This is a genomic window from Hydrotalea sp. (assembly GCF_049968455.1).
In the GTDB taxonomy this organism is placed as follows: Bacteria; Bacteroidota; Bacteroidia; order Chitinophagales; family Chitinophagaceae; genus Hydrotalea.
The window spans coordinates 1-16937 of record NZ_JBMFQT010000004.1 but is presented as its reverse complement, the minus strand read 5'-3'; the positions used below and the strand labels follow the sequence as shown (position 1 = coordinate 16937).

The following is a 16937-nucleotide window of genomic DNA, read 5'->3' as shown; positions in this document are numbered from 1 at the left end:
TATAAGATGGAATCCTTTATTATAAAGCGTAAGTTTAATGCTTAAATAGAACCTATGCACTCACTTAAATATTTATTCCTATTGTGTATTATTTTGGTTATAGGTAGTTGTCGAGTAAATTCAGATAAGTTATTAACAAAATTAAGTCCCGATGATACTAATATTCAATTTAATAACCAGTTGTTTGATGAATCATCCTTCAATATATTAAATTATATTTATTTCTATAATGGCGGAGGGGTTGCAATTGGGGATATTAATAATGATGGGCTTCCTGATATTTTATTTACCGGTAATATGGTAAAAAATCGATTATATTTAAATAAAGGGCATTTTAAATTTGAAGATATTACAGATAAAAGTGGGATTGCTTCCATGCAAGGATGGTGCACAGGTGCTACAATGGTCGATATTAATGGTGATGGAAAATTAGATATTTATATCTGTCGCTCCGCTGATATAAATACTAAAATGAGAAGAAACTTACTTTTTATAAATAATGGTGATTTAACTTTTACAGAAAAAGCGCAAGAATATGGGTTAGATAACACAGGTTATTCTACTCAGGCTGCTTTTTTTGATTATGATAAAGATGGTGATTTAGATATGTTTTTGATAAATCATTCTTTACATGAATATACAACAGGGGCAATAGAAAATCCTCAACTAAGAAACAAATCAATTCCAGAATTTGAATGCAAGCTATATCGGAACGATTGGAATGAACAATTAAAGCATCCTTTTTTTACAGATGTTTCTGCAAAAGCCGGTATTACTTCTAATGTATACACTTTTGGTTTAGGGTTAGCTATATCTGATCTTAATAATGATGGATGGCCTGATGTATATATATCAAATGATTTTAATGAGCCAGATTATCTTTTTCTAAATAATGGTAATGGAACATTTACTGATCATTTAAAACAAAGCATGGATCATGTTTCTTTATATTCAATGGGTTCCGATGCTGCTGATTATAATAATGATGGATTAATTGATTTATTAACATTAGACATGTTGCCGGAAGATAACTATACGCAAAAAATGCATAGCGGTGCAGAGAATTATAACAAATTTCAACTTCTTTTTAATAGAGGATTTTACTACCAGTATAGTAGAAATATGTTGCAAAAAAATAATGGTGATGGTACATTTTCTGAAATTGGACAATTGGCCGGAGTTTCCAATACTGATTGGAGTTGGTCGGGTTTATTTTCAGATTTTGATAATGATGGTAAAAAAGACTTACTCATAACCAATGGCTATGTGAAGGATTATACTGATATGGATTTTCTTCAGTTTTCTGCAGATAAAGCCTCAAAAAATAACATTTTAAACAAAGAAGATGCTGTAAAAACATTCATTGAAAAAATGCCTGAAAATAAACAACATAGCTACATTTTTAAAAATGTAGGAAATGATTCATTTGCCAAAATAAATAATCAATGGGGGCTTATTCAAACTACAGTATCTGCAGGGGCTGCTTATGTTGATTTAGATAATGATGGTGATATGGATATAGTAATGAATAATACAAATGATATAGCTTCTGTTTATAAAAATAATGCAGATAAAAATACCAACAACCATTTTTTAAAAGTAAAACTCCAGGGTGATAACAAAAATATAAATGGTATTGGTGCTAAAGTTAAATTATATTGTAAAAATGAAGTTTTTTATCAAGAAGCATTTCCTGTAAGAGGTTTTCAATCTTCCAGCGACCCTATTCTTAATTTCGGTATTGGTTCTCATACAATTATTGATTCAGTTGTGGTTATATGGCCATCTGATGCTACGCAAACAATAAAAAATGTAAAAGCCAATCAAACTATACAGTTTCACTTAAATCAGGCAAATAATGTATATCATTATAACCAAACAATTTCTAATTCAGTTCCAATTTTTACACAAAATGTATTATCACAAATAAAATATAAGGGAAACGATTTTAATGATTTTTCTATTCAACCTCTTTTGCCTAATTTTCTTTCTCATCAGGGGCCGTGTTTAGCTGTTGCAGATGTAAATAAAGATGGTTTAGAGGATATTTTTTTAGGAGGTTCTCCATTACATCCCGGTCAATTATTCCTTCAACAAAAAAATGGTTTACTTCAAAAAATTATAGTACCCGATTTTGAAAAAGATAAATTTTATGATGATGCATCAGCAGTTTTTTTTGATGCTAACGGTGACGGATTGCCTGATTTACTGGTAGCAAGTACCGGATATCATTTACCTCAAAATGATACATTGCTGCAGTGTAGGTTATATTTAAATATGGGGAATGGCGTTTTTAAAAAAAATATTAATTCTGTGCCAAATACTAAAATTTGTGCAGGTGTTGTAAAGGTGGCCGATATTGATGGTGATGGCGATTTAGACATATTTGTAGGTGGTAGAGTTATTCCTGGTAAATATCCTCAAACACCTAACAGTGCTATCTGGCTAAATGATGGAAAAGGTCATTTTACAGATGTTACACCACCTAATTTAAAATATATTGGAATGGTAACTGATGCTACATGGTTAGATGTAAATGGTGATAAATTACCCGATTTAATTGTAGTAGGAGAGTTTATGCCGTTAAAAATATATATAAATCAGCATGGACAATTTACTGATGCTTCTCAACAATATTTTCACTTCCCTAATAATGGTTGGTGGAATAAAATTGAAGTTGCTGATATGGATAATGATGGTGATATGGATTTAATTATTGGTAACTATGGATATAATACACAATTTAAGGTAAGTGACAAAACACCTATGGAACTTTATTATAAAGATTTTGATGGAAATGGATCCATTGATCCAATTTTGTGTTATTACATTAATGGAATTTCTTATCCAGCTTTCTCAAAAGATGATATTACTGAACAAATTCCTTCACTTAAAAACAAGTTTTTACAATACCATGATTATGCAAATGCCACTATAACCGATTTATTTTCAAAAGAACAGTTGCAAGATGCTAATCAATTAATTTGTAATAATATGGCAACTGTTTATTTAGAAAATAAGGGAAAAGATGGTTTTCAGTTGCATACCCTTCCGATTGAGGCACAGTACGCCCCTATATTTGGCATAACAGTATTAGATGCTAATAAAGATAGAATTAAGGACATTTTATTAACAGGAAATAATACCTACACAAGAATTAAGTTTGGTAGGTATGATGCAAATCATGGTATTTTATTGTTAGGCGATGGTAAAGGGAATTTTACATATGTACCTCAATATAAGTCAGGATTAAAAATTCGAACGAATGTTCGCTCAAATGCAATTATTCATATAGGCAATGAACAACATATATTGGTTAGTTCAAATGATACTTCTGTAATTGATTTAAAATTCAATCATTAACATGTCCACATTCCTTAATAAAACAGATAGGCTAATCTCACTTGATGTTATGCGTGGCCTTATTATGATTTTATTAGCCGGTGAAAGTGCTACCCTCTATTCATCTTTACAAAAATTATCAATTCCTTATTGGTTAAACAATCTAAATCAACAATTTTTTCATCACCCCTGGCATGGTTTGCATTTTTGGGACTTAGTTCAGCCTGCCTTTATGACTATTGCTGGCACTGCAATGTATATTTCATATGCACAAAAATTAAAACTCGGTATTTCTTGGCAACAAAATTTTAAACATATTCTCATCAGAAGTTTAAAATTGTTTTTATTAGGTACTGGTTTACATTGTGTTTATGCCGGCAAACTTGTTTTTGAACTCTGGAATGTTTTAACCCAATTGGCTGTTACAACTATAATTTCCTATTTATTCATAAATGCTTCTTGTTTTGTACAAATATTAGTAGGTATTTTATTGATTGCTGTTAACGATATTGCTTATCATTTCATTCAAATACCTTTTTTTAATTTACCTTTTGTTGAAGGTAAGAATTTGGGAAGTTATATTGATATTTTATTAATGGGTAAAATAAATACCGATGGTTGGGTGGCTATTAATTGTATACCAACTGCAGCTCACACTTTGTGGGGAGTTACCATTGGCAAATATTTGATGGAGAAAAAAAATAAAAAAACTGCTTTAATTCCATTAATAAGTTTTGCTGTTGCAGCCATTATTTCGGGTTATTTGCTCAATTTTATTGGTTTATCACTTATTATTAAGCGTATTGCAACTGCTGCTTTTGTTTTGGTCTCATTTGGTTGGGTACTGTTAATATTATTAATACTTTATTGGTGGGTTGACATAAAAAATCATAAAAAGTATACATGGAGCATTATACCGGTTGGTATGAATGCAATTTTTATTTATCTCTTTTTTGAAACTGTTGGTTACCAGTGGTTAAGACCCACTACTTTTATTTTTGTTGGTGGATTTGCTCAACTAATGCATATTTCACAACCTGTTAGTTACTTCATTAATGCATTAGTTGTGTGGTTTATTTATTGGTACTTGTGTAATTGGTTGTACAAAAAAAAGATTTTCATTAAATTATAAATTAACTATGTGTATAAAATATAAAATATATAATATGTATTAATTTAGTAAATCTTATAAATGTGTAAACATGTTCATTAATTCGTATTTTAATAAAAGAGTTAAATTGGTATCTATTTTATTCATTATCTTAATGTTATGTCAACAGTTATTTGCACAAAAAAAAACTATTGTTAAAGAGTACAATAAAATATTTACCACATATCCTTATAGTGATCCAAATCCTATTCCTCAAAAAGATATTATTTATCCTTATTTTAGGTATGATTTATTTACAAACCATTCTATTAAAAAATCTTGGAAAGTAATAGAATTAGAGAATGCTTATATAAAGATTTTGATTATGCCGGAGATTGGTGGAAAAATTTGGACAGCCATTGAAAAGTCTACCGGTAAACCGTTTATTTATAAAAATGATGTTGTTAAGTTTAGAGACGTAGCTATGCGTGGTCCTTGGACTAGCGGTGGTATTGAAGCTAATTATGGCATTATTGGCCATACACCTAACTGTGCAACACCGGTTGATTATACCATTCAACATAAGCAAGATGGCAGTGTGAGTTGTTTTATTGGTGTTTTAGATTTACTTACCAGAACATCTTGGCAAATTGAAATTAATTTACCAAAAGATAAGGCCTATTTTACCACATCTTCTCTTTGGTATAATGCGAATGATTTTGAACAACCATACTATAACTGGATGAATGCTGCTATAAAGGCCAAAAATGATTTACAATTTATCTTTCCGGGTAACACATATCTAGGGCATGAGGGGCAGTATCATAGCTGGCCTATCAATAAAAAAAATGAAAAGCATATTGATTGGTATAAAGAAAATGATTTTGGAAGTTATAAATCTTACCATGTTTTTGGTGCTTTAACTAATTTTTTTGGTGCTTATTGGCATGATGATGAATTAGGTATGGGTAGATATAGTACCAGGGATGATAAACTGGGGAAAAAAATCTGGATGTGGGGTCTTTCTAAGCAAGGAATGATTTGGGAAAAATTACTTACAGACTCTGGTGGGCAATATGCAGAGGTACAAAGTGGCCGCCTTTTTAATCAGGCCGAGGAAAAAAGTAGCTTTACTCCCTTTAAGCATAAAGGATTTGAACCACATACCACCGATGTTTGGACTGAATATTGGTTCCCGGCCTTACATACAAAGGGCATGGTTATGGCCAATAACATTGGCGTACTTAATGTAATCAAACATAATCATACTATAGATGTTTATTTTTCTCCACTTCAAAAAATAAGTGATACATTAAAAATTAAATCAGGTAAAAATACTTTATTCCAAAAACAGTTCAGTTTATCACCGCTGCAACTGTTTAAGCAAAATATTCCTATCAATGACTCTATTTCCAATTATACAATTGTTATTGGGGATAACTTATTAATTTATTATACCGATACGCAGCAATTTAAATTAAATCGCCCTTTACAAACACCTCAAAATTATGATTGGACAAGTGTAAACGGTTTATATACTCTAGGTCATGAAAACATGGTAGAAAGAAATTATGCAAGTGCTTTGCAGTATATACAAATGGCCATTCAAAAAGATTCCAATTATTTACCCGCATTGGTTGATGCTGCTATTATACATTATAGAAATGGCGATTATGATTCTTCTTTATTATTTACTACTAGAGCACTATCATTGAATACTTATAATCCTTCAGCTAATTATTATTATGGGTTGGCTAATCAGCAACTAGGAAGGACAGCTGATGCAATTGATGGGTTTGAAGTGGCAGCACTAGATGTAACATATAGAAGTGCTGCTTATACATCATTAGCCAAAATTTATTGTAGCGAACAACAATGGCATAAAGCCATATACTATGCACAGCAATCACTTATAGTCAATCAGAATAATATAGATGCCTACCAAATCTTAGCAATAATAGGTCGACATATCAATAATACTTCTCTTCAAAAAAAAGCAATTCATAAATTACAGACTTATAATCCACTTAATCATATTGTAGCATTTGAAAATTATTTAGCAAATCCTAACAAACAAAATAAACAAGAATTCTTAAGGAAAATGACCAATGAATTTCCTACACAAACATTTTTAGAAATGGCTATTTGGTACAGAAATATTGGTTTTATTCAAGAGGCCATTCAATTGTTGCGAATGGCACCGAAAAATACAGAAGTGCTTATATGGCTGGCTTATCTCACACATCAACCCTTGAATAAAAATTTAATTCCCGATTTAATTTTTCCATTTAGAAATGAAACAAATCGAATTTTAAAACAATTAATGCAGGAGCAAAAATTTTGGTTATTAAATTATTATAGTGCTTTAATTGAAAGGAATAACAACCATTCAGCACTTGCATTAAACTTATTATTAAATTATGATAATAATATTGAGTTTGCTCCATATTTTGCTGTACGCGCATCTCTATATGCTGAAAAAGATTCAGTAAAAATATATAAAGATTTACAACGCGCATACCAATTAGAACCTAAACAATGGCGCTATGCACAGTCATTAGTGCAATACTTTCTTCTACATCATCAATTCAATGAAGCACTTGCTTTAGCTAAAAAAACTTTCCAAAATGATACTACTAACTATTTAATGGGTATTGTTTATGCTAATACCTTAATGGAAAACGCTCAATATGATGAGGTGTTGAATGTATTGAATTCTATTGAAATATTACCATATGAAGGTTCCACAATTGGAAGGAATTTATACCGTAAAGCATTATTAATGCTTGCAATTCAGAATATGACTAAAAAAAATTATCAACAAGCCCTAAAATATATTCAACGTTCAACAATATGGCCCACAAATTTGGGTGTAGGTAAACCTTATGATAATATGTTGGATGAATCAGTTGAAAATTGGCTTTCTTATCAAAACTATTTAGCTTTACACATTGATACTGCAGCTTATAAAATTTTATTGCAATTAATTCAAAATTCTGAAAGCCAACTTAAAATAGCCGACGGGTATATTTCCCCATTTCGTTTTTATGTAACTTTATGTGCATTTCATCAATTAAATAACAAAGATGCACTTAACCATTTTGTACAACAGTGTATACAAACATTTCCTGCTAATGCAAGGTTATATGAAGTAATCAATAATGGTTTTAATAACCAAAATAATTTATTTAATACTGTATTTAACAATGATGTAAACATAGAAATTTGGCAATCATGGCGGCAAATTACATTGAATAAATAGTTCTCACTTTTAGAATCAAATTATATGTATTACCGTATCAACAAGCTTCTATTTTTGAGTATTTGTTTATTTTATATCTGGTCTGTTTCTGCACAGCCCGGTACCCCAAAAGTAGCGCTCATTTGCAACATTGATAGCATTTTACACTCGCAAGTTCAGCAACAACACATACCTGGTGCTGTTATTTTAATAAAAAAAGATGGCAAAATATTATACCAACATGCCTATGGTTATGCACGTTTGTTTAATAATCAACATCAATTATTGAAGCGGCCGGAAAAAATGCAACTAAATACTTTATTCGATTTGGCTTCACTTACAAAAGTGGTAGGTACAACTACGGCTATTATGTATTTGGTCGACAAGCATCTATTGTCGGTTGATGATCCGGTTTGTAAATATGTACCCGATTTTAATACACCCGATAAAAAAAATATTACTATTCGGCATTTATTAACTCATACATCAGGTATTATTGAGTGGTACCCTTTATTTTATAAAGCCAATAACCGAAAACAGGTTTTTTCTTTAATTGCTAAATTACCTTTACGGTATCCCATTGGTGCACAACGTAAGTATAGTGATTTAGGATTTACTATTCTTGGTGAAATTATTCAAAATATTACGGGTATGCCTTTTGAACAATTTGAGGATGAAAAAATATTCAAGCCTTTGAATATGTTGCATACAACTTATAATCCTTTGCAAAAGAAATTGTTTACACACTTTGCTGCTACTTCATTCGGTAACCCTTATGAAAAAAGAATGGTGTATGATAGTACTTTAGGTTTTACCCAAAAAGATATTGATCCCACTTCATGGAATGGTTGGCGAAACTATGTGTTAAGTGGTGAGGTTAACGACGGAAATGCTTGGTATGCCAACGGCGGTGTATCCGGAGCAGCTGGCTTATTTTCCACAGCAGCAGACATACAGCAACTAGTGGATATGTTTTTAAATAATGGTACTGTTAATGGCCAATCTTTTATTAGTGCTACTACACTGCAAACCTTTTTTACAAAAGATGCTTTTCAAAATGGTTTGGGGTGGATGATGGATACCCATGATTCATTTATGAAAAATGCACCTGAAGGTAGTTTTGGGCATACCGGCTTTACCGGTACCAGCATTGTTGTAATACCTCAATACCATACTTCCATTATTTTACTCATTAATCGGCAACATATGGGTTTGTTGCCGAATGGCACCTATTTTGATGTAACACCTATTCGCAAGCAAATTTTTCAAGCGGTAATGCAGTATTGTAACCAATAGAGCAGACATACATCATCAACCAAAGATTCAATCTATTCCGACCACATTCTATATTGCTTCGACTCTCGTTCGACTCAACAGCGTTGCGCAACGCTGTTGATAGGGAGAAATATCGAATCTGCCTGCCTTCAATTCAGTAATTCATCGCTTTTTCTTTTTAACAACGTAAATTGGGTAATGGGTTGTTGTTAGTTACACATACAATACCATCATAACGATAAACCTACTAACCTAACATGCATAAAGAAGATAGCACTTTGGTTTTATCCTCTCTTCAAAAGAAAAAGCCCCGAAACCGGGGCTCATTCCTATTGATTATTTCTTTTTAGGTGGGGCTGCTGCTGCTTTAAATTGGTAGAATAAATCAGCTTTCCCTTCTTTATTAAAACGCCAAGTTTCTTGAATATTGGTGGAATCTTTTTTGCCGTTTTTATAGGTGTCTACTTCTCTTCCCCAAATTAAAGCCCAGTTTTCATTTTTATCAACACTTTTAACAGGTATAATGGCATCAACATTTACTACGCTCCATGATAACATATCTCTTTCACGTTGAGCACCGGCCATAACACTGTCTCTTGATCCATGAATACTACTGCCATCTGCGAAAAATATAGTAACAGAATCAGCAAAAAAATTACTGTGGGCGCTAAGATTGCCATTTTCCCAGTCTTTCCATAACTGTAGTAAATTTTCTGCATTTTTTGGATTACCCATTGTAAAATTGGAAGAATAACCAATAGGGTAGGGAGATTGAATTGCCATACCCATACTGTCTTTTGCCATTGAGGTTGTATTATCCTTATTGGCCTCTTTTTGGTTACAGGATAATAATAATGCCCATAAGGCAATTACTAAAAATGTTTTCATTTTGTGTAATGTTTTAAAGGTTTAAAAAATAAAGCGAGAGGAATGAACAGGGTTTTCTTAAGATAGTATTTTAAAGGGTTGTTGTTAAGATAGAAAATTTGTTTTGAAATGCAAATATTTAGACACTTTTTTATAAAAAAAATTAATCATTTTAAACTAAACTCATATTCCTGTTCAAAACAATTAACCATTTGCTTGCTTTATTGAGAGGTTAATCTCACATTTTCGTCGCAACAATTCTCTAACTGGTCGCAACTATCCATTTCAATGCTTTTAGTGCACATAATTTTGGGCATTATAATCATAGTATATGAAAAGACTAATAGTTATTTGCTTATCCTTGTTAATTAGTTATGCTGCATATAGTCAAATGCCCGGTATGGGTGGCAAACCTGCAGCCACTAATATTGGGCACATTTATGGACGTGTTTTAGACAGTACCGGAAAACCCATACATGATGCTACCGTATTGTTATTACAAAGCCGTATGGATGCTACCACTAAAAAAGCAAAAGAAGTATTGTATAAAGGAATTACCACTAAAGCCAATGGTGACTTTAGTTTTGAAGATGTGCCAATTATTGGAGCCCTTCAATTAAAGATTTCAGCTACCGGTTTTCAGCCCATTTCTCAAAATGTAAGTTTTGCAATGCCTAAGCCGGGTGCTCAATCACCAATGGGTAATATGAATCAGGCCTTCAATGCTTTTGATAAAGATTTGGGTAACATTCGTTTAACAGAATCTGTGAATCAATTGCAAGGCGTAGTGGTAACAGCTTCTGCTAAACCCACACTTAAAATGGACATAGATAAAAAAGTATATAATGTTGAGAAAGATATTGTAAATGCCGGTGGAACTGCATTAGATGTAATGAAGAATGTTCCTTCCGTAAATGTAGATATTGATGGCAATGTAACTTTACGCAATGCAACACCACAAATATATATTGAAGGGCGTCCTACAACGTTAACCCTTGATCAAATTCCTGCTGATGCAATTGAAAGCGTAGAAGTAATTACTAATCCTTCTGCTAAATATGATGCATCGGGCGGTGGTGCAGGTATTTTAAATATCATTTTAAAGAAAAATAGAAAAACAGGGTATAATGGTAATCTTAGGGCTGGAGTTGATAGCTATGGCGCTTTAAATGGTGGAGGTGATTTTAATGTACGCCAGGGAAAATTTAATTTCAATGCTTCGGCTTTTGTTAATCAAAATAAAGGGAAAACTTTCGGCACAACCAATCGTACCAACTTTGGCGATACTAGTACGGTAGTTAATCAATCCTCAACCGATAAAGATAATGGAGGTTTTGTTTTTGGTAGAGTAGGGCTAGATTATTTTATGACCAACCGCACCTCTTTTTCAGCCGGTATGATAAAAGTACATGCCGATATGAGTCCTAACCAATTCCTGTCAACTAATATTGATAGTTTATTACAATCGGGAACTGCCAATCAATATAGTGAACGATATGCCAATACCCACCGTAAGTTTGATGGTACAGGTGCACAATTTGGGTTTAAGCAACTATTTAAACAAGAGGGGCAAACACTAACTGCTGACATGAATTACTTTTCAGGTAACAACTCCAATAACGTGTTATACAATACCAATTATTATAACAATGGAGCAGGTAGTACAATTGTGAATAATACACAGCAACAAACTTTGGGAACAGGCTATAATCAGTTTCTAACTGCACAAACCGATTATGTAAAACCATTTGGTAAAAAATCTAAATTAGAAACTGGCTTACGTTTTCAGCAACAAAAATTAACCAATGAAACTGATAATTATTATCTAGATAATGCAAGCAAAAATTTTGTACTTTCTAATTTGGCTTCCATTCATTACAAAAACACCAATAATGTGTATGCTGCTTATGCCTCTGTAACTAGTGCTATTAAAAGTTTTGGGTATCAAATTGGTTTAAGGGCCGAACGTTCAGACTATTCCGGTGATTTGTTGAATACACAACAACATTTTAGTAATAGTTATCCAATCAGTTTATTTCCATCTATATTTTTAAGCCAGAAGTTTAAGGGTACGAATGAAGTACAATTTAGTTATACACGCCGTATTAACCGCCCCAATTTTTTTCAGTTAATTCCTTATACTGATTATTCTGATAGTTTAAATATTACCCGCGGTAATCCTAATTTGGTGCCTGAGTTTACCAGTTCATTTGAGTTGTCGTATTTAAAAACTTTACCTCATAATAATACATTCCTGGCTTCACTTTATTATAAGCATACCGAGGGTTTAATAACCCGATATTTAGATACCGCACAAAACTATTTAACCGGTAAACAAGATATTATCAATACATATGTAAACGCTAACTCAAGCTACACCGTTGGTGCTGAATTAACAGGCGTAGCCAAGTTGGCCAAATGGTGGGATATGACGATGAATGTAAACATTTATAACTCTCAAATCAATACCAATAATATTACAGGCACTTCTCAGGCAGCATTGTGGAGTTGGTTTGGAAAAATCAACAACAATTTTACATTGCCGGGAAAATTCAAACTACAATTAACCGGTTTATACCAATCAAAAACCAACTTACCTGTTAATAATAATAGCGGGCAGCAAATGGGGCCACCAATGATGCAATCACAAAGTGCTTCGCAAGGGTATATCCGTTCATTCTATAGTGTTGATGCTGCTATTAGCCGTAGCTTTTTGAAAAATGATGCTGCAACAGTAAGTGTTAGCATGAGTGATATTTTTAGAACCCGCTATTCTGATCAGTACTCTTTCAGTAACTTTTTTGTACAAGATTATAACAGATTGCGTAACCCACAAATGGTACGTATCAACTTTACTTATCGGTTTGGTAAAATGGATGTTTCGTTATTTAAAAGAAAAAATACCAATACTTCCGGTATGGACGCTCTGCAAGGTGTTCAGTAATGATGGTTTGATTTGATAGGCAAAAAGCCGTCTTCCATTCAGTTGGGGGGCGGTTTGTTTTTTATTGATATAATGCTTAATCATTTCTTATTCACTAAAATGTTAATGAATAAGAAAATGATATTCGTGTAATATTTCTGTTAGAAAGGATGCATTAAGAGGTGTTGCCAGTTAAAGCAATCACTGCATCTTTATAGTTGTCGCCAATAGGTAGTTCAATATTGTTGATGAAAATGCTGCTTCGCTTAATGGCAGTGATGTGTTCAATAGCAATGATGTATGACTTGTGAATTCTGATGAATAAGTTGCCCGGTAATTGTTCTTCCAATGTTTTCATGCTCATGCGGGTAACAACAGGTTTATTAGAATGGATGAGATGAATTTTAATATAATCTTTCAAACCTTCAATCCATACAATATCTTTAAAAGCAATTTTTAAGAGCGTGTAATCCACATTCACAAAAAAATAGGATGGGGTTGGAGTAGTACTGATTTGTGCATGCGCATTTTTTAATTGGAATAGTTCCCATGCTTTGTTGCACGCCTTTACAAATCTATCTAACGATACCGGCTTTACGAGATAGTCAACCACATCTAAATTAAATCCGTCTAAGGCAAACTTTTCATAAGCTGTAACCAAAATAATCATTGGTTTATTGGGTAAGCTTTGAATAAATTGTAAACCGGTTAATCCGGGCATTTGTATGTCGAGGAAAATTAAATCAATAGGCTGAGTTTGTAATACTTTCATGGCCTCCATTGCATTATTGCAAGTTGCTTTTAGTTGCAAAAAAGGAACCTGGCTAATATTATCGGCCAGTAATTCTAAAGCCAGGGGCTCATCATCAACTGCTATACATTGTATCATGCATGAAAGTTTAGTTGTAAGGTAACGATAAACCAGCCATCTTGTTGTTGAATGGATAAATGTAGAAAATTACCATAAAGCAGTTTTAATCTTCGTTCAACATTGTTTAAGCCGATGCCTGAGGTTTTATCTTTTACCTCACTAGAGGTTGGGTTGTATTTATTTTGAACTTTAAATAATAATTGATTGTTATTAGCCTTCAACTCAATCATAATTTTTGCTTCTTCTATTAAACCTGTGCCATGTTTAAATGCATTTTCAACAAATGGAATTAATAGCATAGGCTCAATATCATAATGTTTATCAGGTGTGCTGGCATTAAACTGAACGGTAACATGGTTGCCAAAGCGTTGTTGTTGCAGGTCAATATAACTTTGCAGGTATTCAATTTCTTTTTCAAGGGGTACTTTTTCTTCATCGGCTTCATACAACATATAGCGCATTAAAGCCGATAATTTAATAAGCGATGGTTCTAATACATCCGATTTTTTTCTGGCTAATGCCACCATATTATTCAATACATTAAACATAAAATGCGGACTAACCTGCGAACGTAAAAAAGAAAGTTCGGTGGTTAAATTTTCTTTTTCTTTTTGTTGTAAAATATGGTCGTACTTTATTTTGTCGCGAATCATTCTGTAAGCTGTACTAGTAGCCAAAATAAACAGAAAGGGAAAGAATACAAATAATATAGCAGGCTTTAATTCATAGGTTCTTACTGTTAAAAAGGTTTCAAACAAAATCCAATCGAAGACAATTTGAATAACAAAAATCACAACTTGTATCAATGCAAATTCCCAATATTTTTTCTTGTAAATGAATTTGGGCATTAGTAAATAAGCATTCAAATAAAAATAACCGGCCCAAAGTGCGGCTGTAATCATGTATTTTATAAGTGAATAAGAATCATCATGCTCATGTTTAGTTTCGTAAGCAGGCCGCAGTAAAAAAGGGAGTGAAAAAAGTAGTGTCCATGCAGCAATGTGCATGGCAATAATTACCCATTTTTTTGCGTACCACCGTTGTTTCATGCTACTAAAATATTGTAGTTATGATAGAATGCTTATGTAAGTGCGACAAAAACTTGTTTTTTAGCTACCAACAGCCCAAAATAAAAAAAGCCAACCTTTTATAAGATTATCTTTTTGGTAATGATGTCGACCTGCTTACCCACCTTCTATTTTTTTGAAGGATATGATGGGGGTGGTGGGTTTTGAGGGGGAAGTTATTTGTTTTATAAATGTTGGTGATAGTAGCTAAAAGCTACAAAAAAGTAGGGCGTAGGCGCAGCCATACGCCTAGTCCGTTTTATTATTTTGATATTGTTAAACTACACTGAGGGGGGCAGTTATGTATTTAACTGTATCATTACACCCCATAAAAATTTCATATAGATACATCAAAAGCCTAATTTTATTAGTTTTGTTGAATTATAAACGATATGGTACTGACAATTGAGTTAATTGCTAAGCATATCAGGCGTTTGAGATATCTTAAAAGTCTATCTCAAAAGGAAGTCTGTGCCGATTCGTTTATTCGGCAAGTGCAGTACAGCCAGATTACTGATGGGAAGGTTGAGCCGTCTATTTCTACATTGGAAAAACCAGGTTCTGTTTTTGAAGTATCTATTTCAGCGTTTTTTAATGCGGATGAATTGGAAGGAGAATTGAATTTGCCTATGATGCAAAAAATAAAAAATGATTGATTAGCTTGCACAGGATGAATAGCAAGCTCTGTTCAAAATGATAGATTTGGCTTTAGCCAATAAGGGAATGAAAGATAATTTACAAACTTTAATTGCTTAAAAATATGTACACATACAAAATTCATTTACACAAAGAAACCGAAGGCGGTTTTACAGTTTCTGTTCCTGCTTTGCCTGGTTGTATTACTTATGGAGAAGACGTGGATGAAGCTATCTCAATGGCAAAAGAAGCTATCGAATTATATATTGAAGAGTTGCAGGAAAGAGGCGAAGTTATCCCTGACGATAGCAATACTTTGGAATACTCTTTAAACCTGGAAAGTGTATGAACCTAAACCCAAAGTACCTTATCAAAATATTGGAACAGTATGGCTTTGTTTTCAAACGCTCCAAAGGTTCGCACTCTTTATACTACAATGCCCAAACCAATAAAACTGTTATCGTACCTGTACACGGTGGTAAGGATATGAAAAAAGGTACTTTCCTTGCTATCCTTAAACAGGCTGGTATTGATAAAAATGACTTGGACTAAAAAAAGCCCCACAGAAATGAGTGGTTTAAAAAAAATTAAGAAAGTATATTGACGATAATATGATTAGAATAATATGTTTTATTATTAATGCTAACAGGCAAATAACCAATTGGGGTAAAGGAATGTTGTTGATAGTAGTTGCAAGCTACAAAAAAGTAGGGCATAGGCACAGCCATACGCCGAGGGAAAATTTTTTAACAAATAAACTACGATGAGATGGGGGTGGGATACCGAACTATTACAACAATTTAAAACTGTTGAACTGTTTACCGATGATGATAAAACCGTTTTTAAAAAATTGATTGGTGGTTTTATTGTATAGAAACAATTTCAGCAAATGGTTTCGTAATATTTCATTTCTTACAGCGTTATAAAACAAAAGCCCTGAATGGGCCTTCATTGTTATTATTTCTTTAGTAAAAAAGCTATTACAATTAAAGGAATCACAAAAGAAGCTAAGGTAAGCACACCCCACATTTTTCTTTCTTTAGTAGGTTTCTTGTTAAAAGCTATAACAATTTCCTCCGCTCTATTTTTTGTGTAATATCTAAACAACAAGAAAAGCCATGAAAAAAATATTGGCAAGAAGTAAAACTTGCTAGGAAATAAACTAAATAAGTTAATAATATTAAGTTTCTTCAAAATAACAAGTATCAAGAAAAAGAAAGTCATCTGGCATACAATAACAACGCACACAGAACTAAACAACGGTGCTTCCCTTTTAAATTTCGAATAATATTTATAACTAGATGCAAAAATGTTATTATAAAAAATCATGTCGTTTTGTTTTATTTGTCATTTTCAAGACTGCCCTGAATATTTTCACTTAAACTTTTTCTATTAACTCCTAAAGAAATTAAGTTCCCGACAAACCACAATGGACCTACCACTTCACCAACAACGGGAATAAAACATGCTCCTGCGACAACAGGATCAACGGTTTTATACCGGGGCTTTAATCCATTCATGCCTTCGCCATTATAGGCCCTTCGCCATTTATGAAAAAGCGATTGAGATAAATTGTACTTACGTAGCGTTTCTTGCAAGCCATTCATCTCTACTTCCTGGATGAT

At 32.7% G+C, this 16937-nt stretch carries 12 protein-coding genes; 8 read left to right on the top strand and 4 right to left on the bottom strand.

The features are described from left to right. Positions 1-54: 54 nt before the first annotated feature. From ACP5P5_RS03680 to ACP5P5_RS03665, 4 genes are all read left to right on the top strand, one after another. Positions 55-3363: a VCBS repeat-containing protein gene (locus ACP5P5_RS03680; RefSeq protein ID WP_428284761.1), complete on the top strand. Its 3309-nt coding sequence runs from the start codon at positions 55-57 to the stop codon at positions 3361-3363. A 1-nt stretch (position 3364) separates the two neighbouring features. Further along, the gene (locus ACP5P5_RS03675) at positions 3365-4474 is read left to right on the top strand and encodes an acyltransferase family protein (RefSeq protein ID WP_428284760.1); all 1110 of its coding nucleotides are present in this window, start codon (positions 3365-3367) and stop codon (positions 4472-4474) included. 70 nt (positions 4475-4544) lie between these two features. Then, positions 4545-7694 (top strand): DUF5107 domain-containing protein, encoded by a 3150-nt coding sequence (locus ACP5P5_RS03670; RefSeq protein WP_428284759.1) that lies wholly within the window; start codon positions 4545-4547, stop codon positions 7692-7694. 54 nt (positions 7695-7748) lie between these two features. After that, positions 7749-8969: a serine hydrolase domain-containing protein gene (locus tag ACP5P5_RS03665; protein WP_428284758.1), complete on the top strand. Its 1221-nt coding sequence runs from the start codon at positions 7749-7751 to the stop codon at positions 8967-8969. Positions 8970-9284: 315 nt separating this feature from the next. Here ACP5P5_RS03665 and ACP5P5_RS03660 read toward each other — a convergent pair whose 3' ends face one another. Continuing rightward, the gene (locus ACP5P5_RS03660; RefSeq protein WP_428284757.1) at positions 9285-9836 is read right to left on the bottom strand and encodes a hypothetical protein; all 552 of its coding nucleotides are present in this window, start codon (positions 9834-9836) and stop codon (positions 9285-9287) included. Positions 9837-10146: 310 nt separating this feature from the next. On the opposite strand from ACP5P5_RS03660, the gene ACP5P5_RS03655 reads away from it, so the two are divergent. Next, the gene (locus ACP5P5_RS03655; protein ID WP_428284756.1) at positions 10147-12759 is read left to right on the top strand and encodes an outer membrane beta-barrel protein; all 2613 of its coding nucleotides are present in this window, start codon (positions 10147-10149) and stop codon (positions 12757-12759) included. A 154-nt stretch (positions 12760-12913) separates the two neighbouring features. Here the strand turns inward: ACP5P5_RS03655 and ACP5P5_RS03650 are convergent, their stop codons facing one another. Continuing rightward, positions 12914-13627, bottom strand: coding sequence for a LytR/AlgR family response regulator transcription factor (locus ACP5P5_RS03650; protein WP_428284755.1), 714 nt, complete (start codon positions 13625-13627; stop codon positions 12914-12916). Beyond that, positions 13624-14658, bottom strand: a complete 1035-nt coding sequence (locus tag ACP5P5_RS03645; RefSeq protein WP_428284754.1) for a sensor histidine kinase — start codon at positions 14656-14658, stop codon at positions 13624-13626. Before ACP5P5_RS03645 ends, ACP5P5_RS03650 begins: the two co-directional genes overlap by 4 nt. Positions 14659-15110: 452 nt before the next feature. Between ACP5P5_RS03645 and ACP5P5_RS03640 the strand changes: the two genes are divergently transcribed. From ACP5P5_RS03640 to ACP5P5_RS03630, 3 genes are all read left to right on the top strand, one after another. Beyond that, positions 15111-15332 (top strand): hypothetical protein, encoded by a 222-nt coding sequence (locus ACP5P5_RS03640; RefSeq protein WP_428284753.1) that lies wholly within the window; start codon positions 15111-15113, stop codon positions 15330-15332. 104 nt (positions 15333-15436) lie between these two features. Beyond that, on the top strand, positions 15437-15661 hold the full coding sequence (locus ACP5P5_RS03635) for a type II toxin-antitoxin system HicB family antitoxin (protein WP_428284752.1): 225 nt from the start codon (positions 15437-15439) through the stop codon (positions 15659-15661). Continuing rightward, on the top strand, positions 15658-15864 hold the full coding sequence (locus tag ACP5P5_RS03630; protein ID WP_428284751.1) for a type II toxin-antitoxin system HicA family toxin: 207 nt from the start codon (positions 15658-15660) through the stop codon (positions 15862-15864). The genes ACP5P5_RS03635 and ACP5P5_RS03630 overlap by 4 nt, the downstream gene beginning before the upstream one ends. Positions 15865-16652: 788 nt before the next feature. Here the strand turns inward: ACP5P5_RS03630 and ACP5P5_RS03625 are convergent. Next, positions 16653-16937, bottom strand: a 285-nt coding sequence (locus ACP5P5_RS03625) for a hypothetical protein (RefSeq protein ID WP_428284750.1), incomplete at its 5' end; no start/stop codon positions are given.